A 19489-nucleotide genomic window follows, 5' to 3' on the forward strand; every position below is an offset into this window, starting at 1 on the left:
CTCCCTCGGGGGCAGGTAGGCTAGAGAGGAAACCGGCCGGGCGGCGTCTGGTGAAGCCGCAGTTTGTCGGCGCCGTTCATCCAGACTGGTGCGCCGCTCGCACGTAAGAGTGCGCTGTCTGCCCTTCCTGCAGCTGTCTTACGCTTCCATTGCAATGGTCCGACGCTTGTCCCGTCGCTCCTGACGACGGCGGCGTTGTCCGTCAGACGCCTACCGCCTACCCGACAGCGAGTGCCGCCCGTCGTCCGCGAAGCGATAAGCCTGAAAACCGCCCCCCCAAAGGCCAGCGTCGTAGAATGCCGGTGTCCCATTTGGCACACCGGTACGCCTCACCCATCAACAGGATCAGCGCAGCCCCCATCGCAACGGCGCCGAACAGGGGCAGTATCCCGTAATTGAGCCTGGTTACCTGCGCGACCTCGCCGGCGCGGCCCCATACCGGGTCAAACGCGATGTAGCTGTCGGCAATGAATGGCACATAGGACAGGAGAGACGCTGTTTGGGCGAGGAGCATGGGTGCAAGGAAACGACGGTCACGGCAAGCCAGCGCTACCATAACCGGATCGACCAGATAGAAGTATCGATCATGCATTTTAGGTGTGACGTAGGGGACAATGATCAGCAGGATCGCCGCAGCCAACAGAAGCCCGTTGCGCGCATGCAGCGTGCCTGCGCGCCATAGCAGCAGAATGGCAGTACCCGTCAGCATCACCGCGCAGGGCAGGCCCAGCATCAGGCCGCGTTCGTAACTCATCATGCTCTGCCCGACCTGCCAGACATTCGGCGCATTGACGGACAGGATTGCAAAAAAGTCGTATTGCTGGCTGTAGACGCCAAAGATCTCGATCGCTGAACGGCCCGCCATGGCCATGGGCAGCGCGAACAGCACGTACGTGAGCGGGACAAGCGCAAACGAACATAAAGGTTGGCGACGGTCCAGCCACAGCAGCACAAGCAACGGTGCGACCAAAAGCGCCTGCAGTTTGACCGCAATGGCAGCCGAGAAGGCAAGCATTGCCCATACCGGCTTCTTTCGCAGAGCAGCGGCGATGCAAGCAGCGACCATGGCCCCATAGATCGCATCGGACTGGGCGAGCAGGGCCGAATTCATCGCGATGGTCGGCAGCGCCAGCGTAACTGCCGCGGCGAGCAGTCGTCTGCCTCGCGGCACGAGACGCGTGACGGTAAATGCCAGCATCCCGTCAAACAATACTCCAGAGATCTTGATCCGCAGGACCGCGGTTCCGGGAAACAGCGCCATGAGCGCCATGCAATGTTCATAGAATGGCGTGTAGTTAGTGAACTTGTGTCGCAGATAGCTTCCGCCTGCCCGTTCGGCAGCCTGCAACCATGGCGTTTGATAGATCCCCATGTCCGACGTGCGCACCGGCAAAAATGCAAGCCGTTCGGCCAAGCCCAGCACGATCAACAGTGCACACAACAACACCATTCGGTGACGAACGAGAAAAGCTAAGCTGGATGGAGGTTGGTGGTGCATATCGACGCTGATAACGCTGGCGCGCTCTTGGGCCGGACGGTCCGCCGCTCGCTTTACAATCACCGTTCGGAGGACGGGTAAAACAACTCGAACAAGTTCATCAGATTAAAATCAATAAACGACAATAGTTGGGTAGTCGCGCAGACGACCTGAATGTCCGGAACTGGGCACACACAGAATGGCATTTCTAGCACGGTCTCAACCACCTGTCCTTTATGCGGTCAGCAGGGATCAGAGACAGGCTTCGAGATAGGCCTGATCGAAACCGAACTGCTTGGCCTTGTCGAGCGTGTAAGGACGCAGGCCCATCGAGCGGTATTCGCCGAGGATCTTGCCGTCCGCGCTCTCGTCGAGATATTCGAACTTGAACAACTCCTGCGTGACGATCACGGGGCCCTCCATGCCGATGACTTCGGTGATGTTGGTGACGCGGCGCGAGCCGTCGCGCAGGCGCTTCACCTGGATGATCAGCTCGACCGAATCGGCGATCTGACGCGAGATCGCCTCCTTGGGCACCTTGATGTCCGACATCATCACCATGTTCTCCATACGCGCGAGCGCCTCGCGCGGGGAGTTGGCGTGGAGCGTGCACATCGAGCCGTCGTGACCGGTGTTCATCGCCGCGAGCATGTCGAAACACTCGGAGCCACGGATTTCGCCCAGGATGATTCGGTCGGGGCGCATACGCAGCGCGTTCTTGACGAGATCGCGGATGCTGATCTCGCCCTGGCCCTCCAGATTGGCGGGGCGGGTTTCGAGCGGCAGCCAGTGCGGCTGCTGCAGGCGAAGCTCGGCGGCGTCCTCGATCGTCAGCACGCGCTCGCCCGGGTCGATCATCTTCGACAGCGCGTTGAGCATCGTCGTCTTACCCGAGCCGGTACCGCCCGAAATGACGACGTTGAACCGCGAGGCACCGGCGATCTTCAGCGCGGTCGCCATCTTGGGGCTCATGCTGCCGAACCCGGCCATCATGTCGAGCGTGATCGGCTTGGCCGAAAACTTACGAATCGAGATCGCGGTGCCGCGCAAGCTCAGCGGCGGCACGATCACGTTGACGCGGCTGCCGTCCTTGAGGCGGGCGTCGGCGAGCGGCGTGGTCTGGTCGACGCGGCGGCCGACCGAGTTCACGATCCGCTGCGCGATCTGGAACAGATGCTCCTCGTCGCGGAACTGGATCGGCGCGAGCTCGAGCTTGCCCTTGCGCTCGACATAGGTCTGTTCGGGGCCGTTCACCATGATGTCGGTGATGTTCGGATCCGCCAGTAATTCCTCGAGCGGCCCGAGCCCGAGCAGCTCGTCGACCAATACCTTTTCGAGAGCGAACTGTTCGCGGCGGTTGAGCGTCAGCTTCAGCTCGGCGAGCACCTCGCCGATGATCGGGCGGAATTCCTCCGCCAGCTCGTCCTTGCCGAGCGTTGCCGCAGCCTCGGGATCGACGCGTTCGAGCAGGCGGGGGAGCACCTGTTCCTTGATCTTGTGGATCGACTGTTCGAAGCCCTCGACCTTGCTCGCGCCCGCGTCGCCCGACGCGGCCTGGCGATCGGCGAGTCGCTGCATCGCGTCGACCTGGCCGATCGGCACGCCGCCCTCGGTCTCGCCGGGCATCGGCAGGAGGGTGTCGAGCGCAGGGAACTGCGCGCCGCCTTCGGGATCGGGTCGCGGGGCGGGGCCGCCGCCCTGCATCGGTCGCGCGACGCCGAACGCGGGCCGCGCTGCCGTTCCGCCACTCATCCCACTGCGTCGTCCGAACGCGCTCATGCACCAGTCCCTCGATCGTTAATGCCGGGGTTACCGGCGAAGCCTTGCCAATTCGCTAACCAATCGGTCGGCGACCGCGCGGCGTCCGGAAACGGGTTCTGCCGCGGCGCGCGGGCGGATAAGGGGGGCGCATGCTGATCCGCCTGCTATCCCTGCTCGTCCTCCCGCTCGCCGCGCTCATCGGCATCGCCGCCCCCGCCAGCGCCGACGACATCAGCGCGACCGGGCGAGGGGTCGTGCGTGTCGTGACGATCGCGGTGGTCGACGATCAGGTCGTCGGCTTCGGTCATGGCAGCGGCTTCGCAGTCGCGCCCAACCGGATCGTCACCAACGCGCATGTCGTCGAGCTGGCGGAACGCTATCCCGACAATGTCGTCGTCGGCGTTGTGCCGACTGAGGGGGACAAATCCTATCAGGGCAAGGTGATTGCCTATGACGTGCAGCGCGATCTGGCGCTGATCGAGTTCACCGGCGCGCGCCTGCCGCAGACCGCGCTGTATACGGGGCCGATCGATGAGGGCGGGGCGGTGGTGTCGCTGGGCTTTCCCGGCAACGTCGACCTTGCCACCGCGCGCTCGGCCGCGGACTATATCCGGCCGACCAGCCCGGTGCGGTCGGAGGGCGTGTTCTCGGGCCGGCGCAGTCTGAGCGATGTCGAGGTGCTGTTGCACACCGCCAATATCGCGCGCGGCAATTCGGGCGGACCGCTGCTCGACCGGTGCGGGCGGGTGATCGGCGTCAATTCCGCGATCACCCGCGGCGAGGAGGGTGATTCGACGTTCGGTTTCGCGATTGCGGATACCGAACTCGCCGCGTTCCTGCGCGAGTCGAAGCAGCCCTATACTGCGGTCGGAACGCCGTGCACCTCGATAGAGGAGCGCTTGCGGCAGGACAGCGACGCAGACGTGCGCGCGGCGGCCGATGCGGCGGCGGCGCGGCGTGATGTGGCGACGCAGGCGGCGCTGTCGCGTGAACGCGCGCTGGAACAGGCGCGTATCGAGGCGGAGCGCCGGCGCGAGAACGTCATGGCGATCGCGGGGCTGCTGCTGGTCGCAGGCGCGCTCGGGATCGGTGCGGCGGGGCTGCTCGAATCGCGCGGCCGGCGGCGTGCGGCGATCTGGACGGCAGCAGGCGGTGGCGTCGCGGTGGTCGCGGCGATCGTCGTGTTCATGGCCAGGCCGTCGGGCGCGGTCGACCTTCCCGCGGCGTCCGTCGCGCGCTCGGGGCCGGTGGTCGCGGATAAGGCGCTCGGCCGGCTGGTGTGCCGGCTGATCCCCGAACGGAGCCGGATCACGATCTCGTCGAGCGAAGACGTGCCGCTCAGCTGGGGCGCGGGTGGCTGCGTCAACGGCAAGACCCAATATGTCGCGGGCAATGGCCGGTGGGAACGCGTGCTGGTGCCCGAGGCAGAGCAGACGGTGTCGCTACTATCGTTCGACCCGGCGACGCGCACCTACGCCAATACGCGCTATCTGATGTCGGCGGCGGGGATGACCTCGGCGCGGGCGGCGCGTGGCGACACGCCGGGGCAGTGCACGACCGATCCGGCGGCGATCACCCGGCTGGTCGGCCAGCAGTCGGCAGTCCGGGCCACGCTGCCGCCGCTGCCCAACGAGAAGCTCGTCTATTCTTGCGCGTCGGCAGACTGATCGCGACCTCGTTTACCCCCTCGGCACGCGCTGATCCGCATGGCAGGATGGCGGTGTCGAGGGGGATGGCGATGCGGGTAATGCACAGAGTTAGGCATGGGGTGGCGTGGAGCGTTACGATCATGGCGGGACTGGTCGCGGCCTGGACGCCGGCAGCGGCGAAATGGGCGCACGCGACCTCCGATCATTTCGAGATCTATGCCGACATGTCGCCCGCCGCGCTCACGACGATGGCGACGCGGCTCGAGCAGTTCGACGGGGCGATCCGGCATCTCCACCGCACGCCGGAGGGCACCGGTGCGAAGGGCGCGAACCGCGTCACCGTCTATGTCGCGAACGACGTCGCGGCGATCCGCCGATTGTCGGGCGATCGCGGCATCGCCGGATTCTACCTGCCGCGCGCGACCGGGTCGGTCGCCTTCACCCCGCGGATCGACGAGGGCGGGGACGGTAGTCGTTCGACGCGCGGCGGCGGGATTCCGCAGATCGTCCTGTTCCACGAATATGCGCATCACTTCCTGCTGGGCAATTACGCCGCCGCCTATCCGGCATGGTTCTCCGAGGGCTATGCCGAGTTCGTCTCGACCGCCGCGTTCGAGAAGGAGTATGTCCAGCTCGGCGGCGCGGCGCAGCACCGGGCGTACAGCCTGCTCGCGGCGAAGCTGGTGCCTGCGGCGACCTTGTTCGCGACCGGGCAGAAGCTGACCGACGAGCAGCGCGGGGTGATGTACGGGCGCGGCTGGTTGCTGACGCACTATCTGATGTTCGACGCGGCGCGCGGCCGGCAGTTCCAGCAGTATCTGACCGCGCTGAACGCGGGGACGCCGAGCGTTGCTGCGGCCACTGCGGCGTTCGGCGACTTGCGCACGCTCGACAAGGCGCTCGATGCGTATCTGCGCCAGTCGCGCATCCCGGGGCTGCGAATCGCGTATGATAAGCTGCCCGTCGCGCCGGTGGTCGTGACGCCGTTGTCGCCGGGCGCCGCGGCGATGGTCGAGCTGCGGATGCAGTCGGAGCGCGGCGTCAATCGTGCCACCGCCGCACCGATCTTCGCGCGCGCCGCCCGGATCGCGGCGGCCTTTCCCGATGATGCGCTGGCGCAGGGCTGGTTGGCGGAGATGGCGTATGATGCGGGGCAGGACGATGCGGCACTGGCTGCTGCCGACCGCGCGCTCGCCGCCGATCCGACGTCGCGCCAGGCGATGCTGTACAAGGCGCAGGTGATGATGCGGCGCGCCGCTGCGTCGACGCCGCGCGACGCTTCAGCATGGGGTGCGGCGCGGCGCTGGATCGTCACGGCCAATCGCCAGGCGCCCGACGATGCCGAGGCGCTGTCGCTCTATTATGACAGCTTCGCCGCGGCGGGCGAGGCTCCCAGCGCGGCCGCGATCCTGGGGATCGGTCGCGCGCTCGAGCTGGTGCCGCAGGACCCGGCGCTACGCTTCAAGGTCGCGGCGCAGGCGATCATGGATGGTCAGACCGATGCTGCCCGACGCGCACTGCGCCCGCTCGCCTATGACCCGCACCAGTCGGCAGACAACCCGGCGGCGCGGCTGATCGCGATCCTCGATACCGGCGTGACGGGGCCCGCGGCGATGCTCGCGCTTGCAAAGGCACGGGGGGAGACGGTGGCGGCGACGCCGTCTGGGCCGACACCGGCGAATTAGCGGCGAGGGCGCGGACCCCGACCCTCGTCACGATGTCGACGGTCGGGGATCGCCTGAATGTGCGGGCGACAGGGCGGGTTCGCGCGGCGCCTCTTTCGCCAGCAGCGCACGTTTGCGGTCGAGCCCATAGGCGTAGCCGCCGAGTGTCCCGTCGGTGCGAAGCGCGCGGTGGCAGGGGATGAGGATGGCGATCGGATTGGCGCCGCACGCGCTGCCGACTGCGCGGACCGCGGCCGGGGTGCCGGCGGCAGCGGCGAGTTGCGTATAGGTGCGCGTCTCGCCCGCGGGGATGCAGGCGAGTGCCTGCCAGACCGCCTCCTGGAACGCGGTGCCGCGGACGTCGAGCGGAAGGTCGTGCTGGCGCTCGGGTGATTCGACGCTGGCGACGACGCGCGCCGCGAGATCGGCGAGTGCCGTATCGCCGGGCGTGACGATCGCGCGGGGAAAGCGTTCGACGAGGGCGGCCGCGTCCTCGTCGAACGCCACGCGGCACAGCCCCGTATCGGTCGCGGCGATCAGCAGCGGCCCGAGGCTGGTCGCGACGACCGTCCAGCGGATCCGGACCCCGTCGCCGCCGCGCGCCCAGACGCTCGGCGGCATCCCCATGCGCGACGCGGCGCCGGCATAGAAGCGACTCGGAGCGGCATAGCCCGCATCGTAGATCGCGGCTGCGACGTGGGCCTCCCGGGTCAGCGCGTCGGCGGCGCGTGCGCTGCGCAGGCCGCGGGCGTAGGCGGCTGGCGTGACCCCGGTCGCGCGCTTGAACAGTCGGTGGAAATGATGCGGCGCATAGCCCGCCTGCGCCGCGAGTCGGTCGAGCGAAAGGCGGTCGTCCGTGGCTTCGAGCAACGCGACGGCGGCGGCGACCGCGATCCGGTCGCGCCCCACCGTGTCCGGGGTACAGCGAAGGCAGGCCCGGAACCCGGCCGCTCGGGCGCTGGCCGGGTCATCATGGAAGACGACATTCTCGCGTCTGGGATGGCGAGCCGGACAGCTCGGCTTGCAATAGATACCGGTGGTCTTCACCGCGACGATGAACCGACCGTCCCACGCCCGGTCCCGGTTGGCAAAGGCGGTCCAGGCGGTGTCCGGATCTGGGGCGGTGTGTGTCATGGACAGGGTGTAGCGCGTCGGTCAGGGCGCTGCATCCCGCGGCTTGCGGTCAAACCGGGGAGCAGACGCCCGCGCTTCTCAGCCGCCGTTCGCGTGGAACAGCGCAAGCGTGCGTGCCTTCGCAAGATCGGCGCTCGGCTCGTGATAATCCTTGCGGCGATCCGAGTTGAAGCCGTGGCCCGCCTCGTAGACATGGACCGTCGCGTTCGGCCAGTCCTTGGCGATCACCTGCTCGACGCCCTCCATCGGAATGCCGTGATCGCGGCGGCCGAAATGGAGGATGACGGGGACCTTGGGCTCTTCGTCGGCCGCCGCCGGGATCATGCTGCCATAATAGCCGCTCGCGGCGGCCACGCCGGTGAGGCGGGTAGCGGCGAACCACGCGACCGACCCCCCATAGCAATAGCCGACGACGAACACGGGCCCGGCGGGGGCGAGCGAGTCGATGCAGGTCTGAACGTCGGTCAGCGACAGTTCGAACGGATGGAGCTGCCGCGCAAGCTCGATCCCGCGGGCGAGGCCGTCACCCGAATAGTCCGCCTCGAAGCCCGGATGCTCGCGGTCGAACAGGGCGGGTGCCAGCACATCATAGCCATCGGCCGCATAGTCGTCGCACAGATCGCGGATATGGTCGGTGACGCCGAAGATCTCTTGCACGAGGACGAGACCGCCGCGACGGTCTCCCGTCGGCTGCGCATGATAGACCGCGATCGTCGCGCCGTCGGACATGGTCATCGTTTCCATCGTGCCGGTCATTCCGATTCCTTGTCGTGTGATCCTGTTCGGGCCATTATCGTCATTCCCGCGGAGGCGGGAGCCCATAGTGGCAGGCCCTGCGATGAATACGCTGGGTCCGGAGGATATGGATCCCCGCCTGCGCGGGTATGATGAAGAGGGCGAGGTGGGGCCTTCCAACCATCTGCCGATGACAAAACAGTCACAAACCAGTCGTCTCGGCCGCCCGCCCGGCTTGCCAATGGTGGAACCCGATGCTACCCGCGCCGCGTCCCGGTAGAGGTGCTTTCGCGCCCTCTTCCCTTGTGGGACGGCGACATTCGGTTTCAGACGAGGATTGACAGGTCCGTGGAGACACTTCCCGGTAACGGCGGCGGCGCTATCCAGGCGAGCTTAGGTGGGCGTTATGCGCTCGCCCTGTTCGAACTGGCGCGTGACGCCAAGACGATCGACGCGGTCGAGCAGAGCCTGTCGACCGTGCGCGACGCGCTGGCGCAGTCCGACACGCTCCGCGACCTCACGACGAGCCCGATGGTATCGCGCGGCGCGGCGGTGAAGGCGATCTCCGCCGTCGCCGACGAACTCGGCGTCGATGCGACCACGAAGAATTTCCTGGGCGTGCTGGCCGAGAACCACCGGCTCGGCGCGCTGGCCAAGATCATCAAGGCGTATCGCACGCTTGCCGCGCAGCATCGCGGCGAGATCGCAGCCGAAGTGACCTCTGCGCATCCGCTGTCCGAAGAGCAGGTGATCGAGCTGAAGCATCAGCTCCGCCAGCGGGTCGGCCGTGAAGTTTCCGTCGACCTCAACGTCGACCCATCGCTGCTGGGCGGACTTGTCGTCCGCGTCGGCAGCCAGATGATCGATTCGTCGATCCGCACCCGTTTGAACACGCTCGCGCAGGCGATGAAAGGCTGACCATGGATATCCGCGCCGCAGAAATCTCGAAGATCATCAAGGATCAGATCGCCAATTTCGGCACCGAGGCCCAGGTCAGCGAGACCGGCCAGGTGCTGAGCGTCGGCGACGGCATCGCGCGCATCTTCGGCCTCGACAACGTCCAGGCCGGCGAGATGGTCGAATTCTCGAACGGCGTGCAGGGCATGGCGCTCAACCTCGAGGCCGACAATGTCGGCGTCGTGATCTTCGGGTCTGACTCGGAGATCAAGGAAGGCGACATCGTCAAGCGCACCGGCACGATCGTCGACGTGCCGATCGGCAAGGAGCTGCTCGGCCGCGTGGTCGACGGTCTCGGCAACCCGATCGACGGCAAGGGCCCGATCCACACGACCGAGCGCAGCCGCGTCGAGGTCAAGGCGCCGGGCATCATCCCGCGCCAGTCGGTCAGCGAGCCGGTCCAGACCGGTCTCAAGGCGATCGACGCACTCGTTCCCGTCGGCCGTGGCCAGCGCGAGCTGATCATCGGCGATCGCCAGACCGGCAAGTCGGCCGTCGCGATCGACGCGTTCATCAACCAGAAGACCGCGAACGCGGGCGACGACGAGTCGAAGAAGCTGTATTGCGTGTATGTCGCGATCGGCCAGAAGCGCTCGACCGTCGCGCAGCTCGTCAAGACGCTCGAAGAGAATGGCGCGATGGAATATTCCATCGTCGTCGCAGCCACCGCGTCGGATCCGGCACCGCTCCAGTATCTCGCGCCCTATACCGGCGTCGCGATGGGCGAGTATTTCCGCGACCGCGGCATGCACGCGCTGATCTGCTACGACGATCTGTCGAAGCAGGCCGTCGCCTACCGCCAGATGTCGCTGCTGCTGCGTCGTCCGCCGGGCCGTGAAGCCTATCCCGGCGACGTGTTCTATCTCCACAGCCGTCTGCTCGAGCGTGCGGCCAAGATGTCGGACGCGAACGGCGGCGGCTCGCTGACCGCGCTGCCGATCATCGAGACCCAGGCGGGCGACGTTTCGGCGTACATCCCGACCAACGTGATCTCGATCACCGACGGCCAGATCTTCCTCGAAACCGACCTGTTCTTCTCGGGCGTGCGCCCGGCGATCAACGTCGGTCTGTCGGTCAGCCGCGTCGGCTCGGCCGCACAGACCAAGGCGATGAAGAAGGTGTCGGGCTCGATCAAGCTCGAGCTCGCGCAGTACCGCGAGATGGCGGCGTTCGCGCAGTTCGGGTCGGATCTCGATGCGTCGACGCAGAAGCTGCTCAACCGCGGTGCGCGTCTGACCGAGCTGCTCAAGCAGGCGCAGTTCTCGCCGCTGCCGTTCGAGGAGCAGACCGTTTCGATCTTCGCTGGCACCAGCGGTTTCCTCGACAAGGTGCCCGTCGCCGACGTGACCCGTTACGAGCAGGCACTGCTGGCCGACATGCGTGCGAACCATGCCGATGTGCTCAAGCTGATCCGCGATACCCGCGATCTGGGTAACGAGGCGAAGGACAAGCTGAAGGCAGCGCTCGAGGCGTTCGCCAAGACGTTTGCATAAGTAGAACATGCCCCCGCTGATGCGGGGGCAGGCTGGGCCTCCGCTGTCGCGGGGGAACAAAGGGACGTAGATGGCGAGCCTCAAGGCACTCAAGATCCGTATCGGCTCGGTGAAGTCGACGCAGAAGATCACCAAGGCGATGAAGATGGTCGCCGCTGCGAAACTGCGCCGTGCGCAGGACGCGGCGGTCGCCGGCCGGCCCTATGCCGAGCGGCTCGAAGCGGTGATGGCGAGCCTTGCCGGGCGCGTCGGCATCGCGCCGGGCGCATCGCCCCTGCTGGCCGGGACCGGCAAGGACCAGGTCCATCTGATCGTCATCGCGACGTCGGAGCGTGGTCTGGCGGGTGCGTTCAACACCAACATCGTCCGCGCGGCACGTCGCAAGGCCGAGGAGCTGATCGCGGCCGGCAAGACCGTGAAATTCTATGTCGCCGGCAAGAAGGGCCGCGTGATCAAGCGTTTCTTCCCGAACGACATTCTCGCCGATCACGAGATGGGCGGGATCAAGAAGCTCGCGTTCAGCGACGCGCAGGCGATCTCCGAAGACCTGATCAAGCGCTTCGGCGAGGGTCAGTTCGACGTCGCGCATCTGTTCTACGCCAAGTTCGTCTCGGCGCTGGTGCAGGTGCCGACCGGCATCCAGATCGTCCCCGTGCCGCTTTCGACCATCCCCGGTGCCGAGGCCAAGCCGAACGCACCTGCGGAAGCCGTGGTCGAGTACGAGCCCGACGAGGAAGCGATCCTCGCCGATCTGCTGCCGCGCAACGTCGCGATCCAGATCTTCCGCGCGCTGCTCGAAAACGCGGCGTCGGAGCAGGGCAGCCGTATGAACGCGATGGACAACGCCACGCGCAACGCGGGCGACATGATCACGCGCCTCTCGATCCAGTATAACCGTACACGCCAAGCCGCGATCACGACCGAGCTGGTCGAAATCATCTCGGGCGCCGAAGCGCTCAAGTAAGCCCAAGGAAGCAGATAATGGCAACCGCCCCAGAGACCATCGCCCCAGTGGCGGCAACGAACAACACGGGTCGCATCTCGCAGGTGATCGGCGCGGTCGTCGACGTGCATTTCCCCGACAACCTGCCCGCGATTCTGTCGGCGCTCGAAACCGACAATAACGGCAACCGGCTCGTGCTCGAAGTCGCGCAGCATCTCGGCGAGAATACCGTCCGCACGATCGCGATGGACGCGACCGAGGGTCTGACCCGCGGCCAGACCGTCACCGACACCGGCTCGCAGATCCGCGTGCCCGTCGGCCCGAAGACGCTCGGCCGCATCCTCAACGTCATCGGCGAGCCGATCGACGAGCGTGGCCCCGTCGGCGCAGAGCAGACCGCCCCGATCCATGCATCGGCACCGCTGTTCGTCGACCAGTCGACCGAGAGCGCGATCCTGGTCACGGGCATCAAGGTCATCGATCTGCTCGCACCCTATGCAAAGGGCGGCAAGATCGGCCTGTTCGGCGGCGCCGGCGTCGGCAAGACCGTGCTGATCCAGGAACTGATCAACAACATCGCCAAGGGTCACGGCGGCACCTCGGTGTTCGCCGGCGTCGGCGAGCGTACCCGTGAGGGTAACGATCTGTACCACGAGTTCCTCGACGCAGGCGTCATCGCCAAGGATGCAGACGGCAATCCGCAGTCGGAAGGCTCGAAGGTCGCGCTGGTATTCGGCCAGATGAACGAGCCGCCGGGCGCACGCGCACGCGTCGCTCTGTCGGGCCTGACGATCGCCGAGTATTTCCGCGACGTCGAAGGCCAGGATGTGCTGTTCTTCGTCGACAACATCTTCCGCTTCACGCAGGCGGGCGCAGAGGTTTCGGCGCTGCTCGGCCGCATTCCGTCGGCCGTGGGCTATCAGCCGACGCTGTCGACCGACATGGGCGCGCTGCAGGAGCGCATCACCTCGACCAACAAGGGGTCGATCACCTCGGTGCAGGCCGTGTACGTTCCCGCGGACGATCTTACCGATCCGGCACCGGCAACGTCGTTCGCGCATCTCGATGCGACGACCAACCTCAACCGTGCGATCTCGGAGCTGGGCATCTACCCGGCAGTCGATCCGCTCGACTCGACCTCGCGTCTGCTCGAGCCACGCGTCGTCGGCCAGGAGCATTACGACACCGCCCGTGCGGTCCAGTCGACGCTGCAGAAGTACAAGTCGCTGCAGGACATCATCGCGATTCTCGGCATGGACGAGCTGTCCGAGGAGGATAAGCTCACCGTGCAGCGTGCGCGCAAGATCCAGAAGTTCCTGAGCCAGCCGTTCCACGTCGCCGAGGTCTTCACCGGCATCAGCGGCAAGTTCGTCCAGCTCGAGGATACCGTCCGTTCGTTCAAGGCGGTGGTCGAGGGTGAGTATGATCACCTGCCCGAGAGCGCCTTCTACATGGTCGGCGGCATCGACGAAGCGGTCGCCAAGGCCGAGAAGATGGCTGCGGAGGCGTAAGCTTCTGCTGCTCCCTCTCCCCTCGGGGGAGAGGGTTGGGGTGAGGGGCCGCCACGAGCGNATGCTGCATTTCGAACTCGTCACGCCAGAAAAGCTCGTCCGGTCGGAGGAGGTCTATATGGTCGTCGTCCCCGGCACCGAAGGCGACTTCGGCGTGCTGGAAGGCCATGCGCCGTTCATGTCGACCGTCCGCGACGGAAGCGTGCAGGTGTACCGGACGCAGAACGGCACGTCCGAGACGATCGCGATCCGCGGTGGTTTCGCCGAGGTCAACGCCAAGGGCCTGACGATCCTCGCCGAGCGGGCGGGCGAGTAAACCGCCTCAGGCGAGCGCCGCGTCGGTAGCGACGGGCGCCGCCGCCTTGCGCTGCCGGGCTAGGACCTGCAGCAGCGGCCGTTCGATCCAGCGGTGGACGATGAGCCCCGCGACCGTCGACAGCATCACGAAGAGCGCGACGAAGACACCCGCCGGGCAGTCCGGCAGGACCCCGCCGATGCGCCACAGCAGCGCGATCAGGCAGGGGTGGACGAGATAGGTCGAATAGGAGGCGTCGCCGATCCGCGCGACGATCCGGTCGAACCGGCCGCCACCCGGCGTGTCGATCACCCCGAGCAGGACGAGTGCCCAAGGCAGCCCCCAGGTCCAGCTGCGGGCGAGACCGGAGATGCCGGCGACCGCCGCCTGGACATCGCCCGAGACCGCGGGACCCAGCCCGACGGCGATGCCGATGGCGAGCAGCGCGATCCCCAGAACCGTGGCCATCGCCGCGACGGGTGCGGTGATGCCCCGTCGCCAGGCGATCCAGACAAGCAGGCCAAACGCGAATTCCAGCTGCATCGGGTTGAAGAGCAGCCGCGCCGGCGCCCAGCCGGGCTGAACGATGCAGCCGATCAGCGCAACGGCCAGCGTCGCGACCAGCAGCCACCGGATCCTGTGATGGCGGGCAGTCATCGCGAGCGCGACGAGCGCGTAGAAGGCGAATTCGAACCCCAGCGTCCAGCCGACATAGAGCGAAGGCTGATGATAGTCGGCGCCATCGAGCAGCGGGAGGACGGTGATCGACATCAGCATCGCCTCGACCGGCTGCGGCTCGGTCGCGACGAGGATATAGGCGATGCTGGCGAGCGCGAAGAGCGGGACGATGCGGCGCCAGCGCTGGACGAGAAAACCCCAGGGATCGCGTGGTGCGGTCGCGAGCGACTGCGCCATGACGAAGCCGCTGATGACGAAGAAGAGATCGACGCCGCTGATGCCGACCACGGAGAGATTGGGCACCGACGGGATGAACGCGCCGGTGATCCGGACCGGACCCGCATCGACCAGGTTCGCTGCATGCGCGGCAACGACCATCGTCGCGGCGAGCGCGCGCAGCCATTGGACCGGGGTGACACGCTGCGCCGACATCCACCCTGGATAGCGTGCTAGCGGTTAAGCTTCGGTTGCTGTCGTATCAGAGAAAATTATAGGGATCGACGTCGACGGTGACGCGCACCTTGGACGGCCAGTCGAGCGTGCCGAGCCATGCACGGATGACGTCCTGCACGTCGAGCGCGCGCTTCGCATGGACGAGCAGGCGGTAGCGGTGCCGGCCGCGCAGCATCGCAAGCGGTGCGGGCGCGGGGCCGTAGACATGCATCCCCTCGACCTGCGGTGCGCTTCGCCCGACGAGATTGGCGGTGTCGTGCGCGCAACGCTGATCCTCGGACGAGACGACGATCGCGGCATAACGACCGAAGGGCGGCGCGCCCGCATCCTTGCGCGCCTCGGTCTCGGCCGCGTAAAAGGCGTCGGCGTCGCCGGTGATCAGCGCCTGCATCACCTGCGCGGCGGGGCTGTGCGTCTGGATGAAGACATGGCCGGGCTTCTCGCCGCGCCCGGCACGCCCCGACACTTGGCGAATCTGCTGGAAGGTGCGCTCGGCCGCGCGCAGGTCGCCGCCGTCGAGCCCCAGATCCGCATCGACCACGCCGACCAGCGTCAGATTGGGGAAGTGATAGCCCTTGGTCACCAGCTGCGTGCCGACGACGATGTCGATATCGCCCGCCTCCATCCGGTCGACGAATTCCGCTGCCTTGGCGGGCGACCAGATCGTGTCGGAGGTGACGACCGCGGTCTTCGCCTCGGGAAACAGCGCGGCGACCTCGTCCGCGATCCGCTCGACGCCGGGACCGCAGGCGACGAGCGTATCCTCGCCCTGGCATTCGGGACAGACGCGTGGGGTCGGCTCGGCATGGCCGCAATGATGGCAGGCGAGCCGCCGCGTCAGCCGGTGCTCGACCATCCACGCGGTGCAGTTGGGACACTGGAACCGGTGCCCGCAGGTGCGGCACAGCGTCAGCGGTGCATAGCCGCGGCGGTTAAGGAACAGCAGCGCCTGTTCGCGCTTCTCCAGTGTCGCCTGCATCGCCTGGACCAGCCGCGGGGCGAGCCAGCGACCGCGCTCGGGCGGCTCCTTGATCAGGTCGATCGGTTCGATCGTCGGCATCTCCGCCACGCCGAACCGGCCGGGCAGCTTCAGTTCGGCATAACGGCCGGTCGCGACCTGCTGGCGGGTCTCAATCGCGGGCGTGGCGGAGGCGAGGATGACCGGGCATCCCTCGAACTTGCCGCGCATCACCGCGACGTCGCGCGCATGATAATGCACGCCTTCCTCCTGCTTGAAGCTGGTCTCGTGCGCCTCGTCGACGACGATCAGGCCGAGATCGCGATAGGGCAGGAACAGCGCGGAGCGTGCACCGACCGTCACCAGCGCCTCGCCGCTCGCGATCGCACGCCAGGCGCGGCGTCGCTGCGTGGACCGCAGCCCCGAATGCCACGCGATCGGCTCGCAGCCGAACCGGTCGTGGAAACGCTTGAGGAAGGGCTCGGTCAATGCGATCTCGGGCAGCAGCACCAGCGTCTGGCGGCCGTCGCGGATCGCCTGCGCGACCGCCTCGAAATAGACCTCTGTCTTGCCCGAACCGGTCACGCCGTCGAGCAATGTCGGCGTGAAGATGTGGTCGGCGACGCCTTTGACGAGCGAGTCCGCCGCTGCGCGCTGATCGGGCGACAGCACGGGGACGTGATGCAGCGGGTCGGGGACAGGGTAAGGGCTGTCGATGTCCACCTCGACCGCCTCGATCCCGCCGACCTTGACGAGGCCGCGAATGACCGCGTCGCTCACCTCGGCGAGCTGCGCCAGTTCACGGATCAGGCCCTGGCGATCGCCGATCCGTTCGAGCGCCTGTTCGCGTTGCGGCGTCAGGCGCGGGGGGATCGTGCCGGTCGCGCGATATTCGGTCGCGGTGCGCGCGCCCTCGAGCGCGGAAGTCGAGGCGAGCGACATCCGCAGCACCGAGGCGGGGGGCGCCAGATAATAATCGGCGGTCCATTCGATCAGCCGGCGAAGCGCCGCACCGAGCGGCGGTACGTCCGCGACCGCGAGCAGATTGCGCAGGCGGTTGTCGCCGACCTCCGCATCGGACGGCATCCGCTCCGCCTCCCATACCACGCCGAGCAGCTGGCGCGGGCCGAGCGGCGCGACGACGATCGAGCCGGGCGCGACGTCCATGCCCGCAGGCACGCGATAGTCGAGCGGCCCAAGGGCGGCGTTGAGGATCAGGACACGGGCGCGCGACGACATGGCCGACGCATATGGGGGCAGATCGACTCGACGGAAACCTTTTAGCGGCGTGTGATCGTCGTCGCGGCGCCCATCGGGGTGAACCCGATCAGGCGGCGCGGCGCCGTTCGCCGATCCGTTCGCGCTTGGCGCGGTAGAGGACGATGTCGACGCGGTGGACGAAATCACGGACCGTCTGGCAATCGGTTTCGAGCGCGGCGATGCCGACGGTGCCCGCGCTGATCATCGCCAGGCCGTCGACCGAGACCGGCACCTGCAACGCCTCCTGCAGGCGGCTGACGATCTCTTCGGGTGCACCGACCAGCGCCGGGTCGTCGACGATTACCGCGAATTCGTCACCGCCAAGCCGCGCGGCGAGGCTGCCGCGAAGCCATGGCGCCTGCAGGATCTGGCCGACGCCGCGCAGCACGTCGTCGCCCGCGTTGTGGCCAAGCGTGTCGTTGATCGCCTTGAACCCGTCGAGATCGACCAGCGCGAGCAGCAACGGCGTGGCCGCTGTACGCGCGCGCGTGATTGCCGCGTCGAGCGCCCGGTCAAACGCGGCCCGGTTGGCGAGGCCGGTGAGCGCATCGGTTTCGGCCGTGCGTCGCAGCGTGAGTTCGAGCGCGTGACGCTCTGTCACGTCCTGGAAGATACCGACGATCGCGACGGGACCGTCCACGTTCCGCTGGGCCGCATGTTCGAGCTCGCCCTGCACGCGCACGCGTCGTGAATTGCCCAGCGCAGTGGTGAAGTCGAGTTCGAGATCGATCGGGACGCCGGTGCGGATGACGTCGGTGAGCGCCCGCGCGATCTGTTCGCGGGCATGGGGGGGATAGTGATCGATCGCCTTCGACGGGTCGGGTTGCGCGCCCAGCGGCAGCTCGTGGATCCGGAAGACTCCGTCGGACCATTCGAGCGGACCGTCGGGCCACAGCACCCGCCACGATCCGATCGCCGCCATCCGCTCGGCCTGGCGGAAGATGCGGTCCTGGCGAGCGAGAACGGACGACTGGCGATCCGCGGTCACCGCGATCGCCAGCGCCTGCATTGCCGCGGTCCGCGCGGCGATCGCAGCCTCGGCAAGCGTGGCGAGATGCACAAGCGCTTTCCGCCCCGCCGCGTTCAGGCTGCGCGGATGGGTGTCGAGCACGCACAGCGCGCCGATCGGGTGACGTCGACCGTCGTCGGCGATCGCGTGGATCGGGGCACCGGCATAGAATCGCACCCCGTCGGATGCGGCAACCAGGGGGTTGGCAGCGAATCGCGAATCACCCGACAGGTCCTCCACGACCAGCGGCGCCGAGCCCTGAATGGTGACGTTGCACATCGTCACGTCGCGCGCGATCTCGCCGCGTTCACCGTCATTGGCGGCCTTGATCCACAAGCGGTCGCGATCGATCAGCGTCATCATCGCGCTGGGGCAGTCGAGCATTTCGGCTGCCAGCGCGACGAGCGCGTCGAATTCGCGTTCCGGTTCGGTATCGAGCAGCGCGAGCGCGTTGAGCGTCGCCACCCGGCGTTCCTCGTCGGCCGAGGCAAAACGCGATGGTGATCCGGGCATTTCGCGAGGGGCGGACTCGGGGAGCGACATGTCTTCGAATAGGCCTGCGTTAGTTAATTTTCTTTGTCGTTCAAACGCTCTAGCATGCAGGAATGACCTCACCCGACACGCTTCCCCCGTCGATGCTTTGGGCGACGCATCTGGCGCGGGACCGGATGCGGTCGGTGCACACGGTGCGCGCCTATCGCGCAGTCGCCGAGCGGTTGACGGCGTTCCTCGTCGGGCACTGGGCGGGGGCGGTCGACCGCGCGGCGCTGGGTCGGACGAGCACGGCGGATCTTCGCGCCTATCTGGCCTATCGGCGCGGGCAGGGGCTGGGGAATGCATCGGCGGCGCGCGAGCTGTCCGCGGTGCGCGGTTTCCTCGCTTGGGCGAATGCGGATGCCGAACCGCCGCGGCTGAAGGGGCCGCGGGTCCAGCGCGGCGTGCCGCGCCCGATCTCGCCGGCCGAAGCGGTGGCGCTGGCCGGGGAGGTCGCCGACGACGCTGCCGAGCCGTGGATCGGCGCGCGCGACTGGGCGGTGCTGATGCTGCTGTACGGCGCGGGGCTGCGAATCGGTGAGGCGCTGCTGCTGACGCCGGCGATCCTGCCGCTCGGCGAGACGCTGTCGGTAACCGGCAAGCGCGCCAAGACGCGGATCGTGCCGCTGTTGCCGCAGGTCCGGACCGCGGTCGAGGCCTATGTCGCAACGTGCCCCTGGGCGCTGGTGCCGGGGGAGCCGCTGTTCCGGGGCGCGAAGGGTGGCCCGCTCGCCCCCGCGATCGTGCGCCGCGCGGTCCGCGGGGCACGCGGGCGGCTCGGGCTTGGCGAGCGGACGACGCCGCACGCACTGCGCCACAGTTTTGCGACGCATCTGCTGGGACGCGGGGCGGACCTGCGCGCGCTGCAGGAGCTGCTCGGCCATGCGAGCCTCAGTTCGACGCAGATCTATACGCAGGTCGACGCCGCGCATCTGATGGACGTGTACCGCAACGCGCATCCGCGGGCGTAGCGCAGGG

15 protein-coding genes are annotated in these 19489 nt (G+C 67.3%); 8 read left to right on the forward strand and 7 right to left on the reverse strand.

What is annotated here, in order from left to right; genetic code table 11:
• Nucleotides 1–217: 217 nt before the first annotated feature.
• Nucleotides 218–1423 carry a glycosyltransferase 87 family protein gene (locus IFT71_RS06155; RefSeq protein WP_342212621.1) on the reverse strand — a complete coding sequence of 402 codons (1206 nt, stop codon included), beginning with the start codon at nt 1421–1423 and terminating at the stop codon, nt 218–220.
• A 306-nt stretch (nt 1424–1729) separates the two neighbouring features.
• Nucleotides 1730–3256 (reverse strand): CpaF family protein, encoded by a 1527-nt coding sequence (locus IFT71_RS06160; protein ID WP_166746812.1) that lies wholly within the window; start codon nt 3254–3256, stop codon nt 1730–1732.
• A gap of 131 nt (nt 3257–3387) precedes the next feature.
• On the opposite strand from IFT71_RS06160, the gene IFT71_RS06165 reads away from it, so the two are divergent.
• On the forward strand, nt 3388–4905 hold the full coding sequence (locus IFT71_RS06165; RefSeq protein ID WP_192139727.1) for a S1C family serine protease: 1518 nt from the start codon (nt 3388–3390) through the stop codon (nt 4903–4905).
• 122 nt (nt 4906–5027) lie between these two features.
• Nucleotides 5028–6572, forward strand: a complete 1545-nt coding sequence (locus IFT71_RS06170) for a hypothetical protein (protein ID WP_192139729.1) — start codon at nt 5028–5030, stop codon at nt 6570–6572.
• A 27-nt stretch (nt 6573–6599) separates the two neighbouring features.
• Here the strand turns inward: IFT71_RS06170 and IFT71_RS06175 are convergent, their stop codons facing one another.
• Nucleotides 6600–7685, reverse strand: coding sequence for a bifunctional transcriptional activator/DNA repair enzyme AdaA (locus IFT71_RS06175; RefSeq protein WP_192139731.1), 1086 nt, complete (start codon nt 7683–7685; stop codon nt 6600–6602).
• 78 nt (nt 7686–7763) lie between these two features.
• A complete protein-coding gene (locus IFT71_RS06180) occupies nt 7764–8441 on the reverse strand; it encodes a dienelactone hydrolase family protein (protein ID WP_192139733.1) in 678 nt (225 codons plus the stop codon).
• 327 nt (nt 8442–8768) lie between these two features.
• Here IFT71_RS06180 and IFT71_RS06185 point away from each other — a divergent pair, with 327 nt between their 5' ends.
• From IFT71_RS06185 to IFT71_RS06205, 5 genes are all read left to right on the forward strand, one after another.
• On the forward strand, nt 8769–9338 hold the full coding sequence (locus IFT71_RS06185; RefSeq protein WP_031394433.1) for a F0F1 ATP synthase subunit delta: 570 nt from the start codon (nt 8769–8771) through the stop codon (nt 9336–9338).
• Between the two features lie 2 nt (nt 9339–9340).
• Complete coding sequence (gene atpA, locus IFT71_RS06190) at nt 9341–10870, forward strand: F0F1 ATP synthase subunit alpha (RefSeq protein WP_031394432.1); 1530 nt, start codon at nt 9341–9343, stop codon at nt 10868–10870.
• Nucleotides 10871–10940: 70 nt separating this feature from the next.
• The gene (locus IFT71_RS06195) at nt 10941–11834 is read left to right on the forward strand and encodes a F0F1 ATP synthase subunit gamma (protein WP_056405313.1); all 894 of its coding nucleotides are present in this window, start codon (nt 10941–10943) and stop codon (nt 11832–11834) included.
• Nucleotides 11835–11851: 17 nt separating this feature from the next.
• Nucleotides 11852–13324, forward strand: a complete 1473-nt coding sequence (gene atpD / locus IFT71_RS06200; protein WP_037530472.1) for a F0F1 ATP synthase subunit beta — start codon at nt 11852–11854, stop codon at nt 13322–13324.
• A 61-nt stretch (nt 13325–13385) separates the two neighbouring features.
• Nucleotides 13386–13640, forward strand: a complete 255-nt coding sequence (locus IFT71_RS06205) for an ATP synthase F1 subunit epsilon (protein ID WP_192139735.1) — start codon at nt 13386–13388, stop codon at nt 13638–13640.
• A 6-nt stretch (nt 13641–13646) separates the two neighbouring features.
• Here IFT71_RS06205 and IFT71_RS06210 read toward each other — a convergent pair whose 3' ends face one another.
• The 3 genes from IFT71_RS06210 to IFT71_RS06220 all read right to left on the reverse strand — a co-directional run bounded on the left by IFT71_RS06210 (nt 13647) and on the right by IFT71_RS06220 (nt 18442).
• Nucleotides 13647–14729, reverse strand: a complete 1083-nt coding sequence (locus IFT71_RS06210) for an acyltransferase family protein (RefSeq protein ID WP_192139737.1) — start codon at nt 14727–14729, stop codon at nt 13647–13649.
• Between the two features lie 46 nt (nt 14730–14775).
• On the reverse strand, nt 14776–16947 hold the full coding sequence (locus tag IFT71_RS06215) for a primosomal protein N' (RefSeq protein ID WP_192139739.1): 2172 nt from the start codon (nt 16945–16947) through the stop codon (nt 14776–14778).
• Between the two features lie 88 nt (nt 16948–17035).
• A complete protein-coding gene (locus tag IFT71_RS06220) occupies nt 17036–18442 on the reverse strand; it encodes a sensor domain-containing diguanylate cyclase (RefSeq protein ID WP_342212603.1) in 1407 nt (468 codons plus the stop codon).
• 140 nt (nt 18443–18582) lie between these two features.
• Between IFT71_RS06220 and IFT71_RS06225 the strand changes: the two genes are divergently transcribed.
• On the forward strand, nt 18583–19482 hold the full coding sequence (locus tag IFT71_RS06225; protein ID WP_244654786.1) for a tyrosine recombinase XerC: 900 nt from the start codon (nt 18583–18585) through the stop codon (nt 19480–19482).
• Nucleotides 19483–19489: the final 7 nt, after the last annotated feature.

The organism is Sphingomonas sp. CFBP 13733 (genome assembly GCF_014841795.1).
Taxonomy (GTDB): domain Bacteria; phylum Pseudomonadota; class Alphaproteobacteria; order Sphingomonadales; family Sphingomonadaceae; genus Sphingomonas; species Sphingomonas aerolata.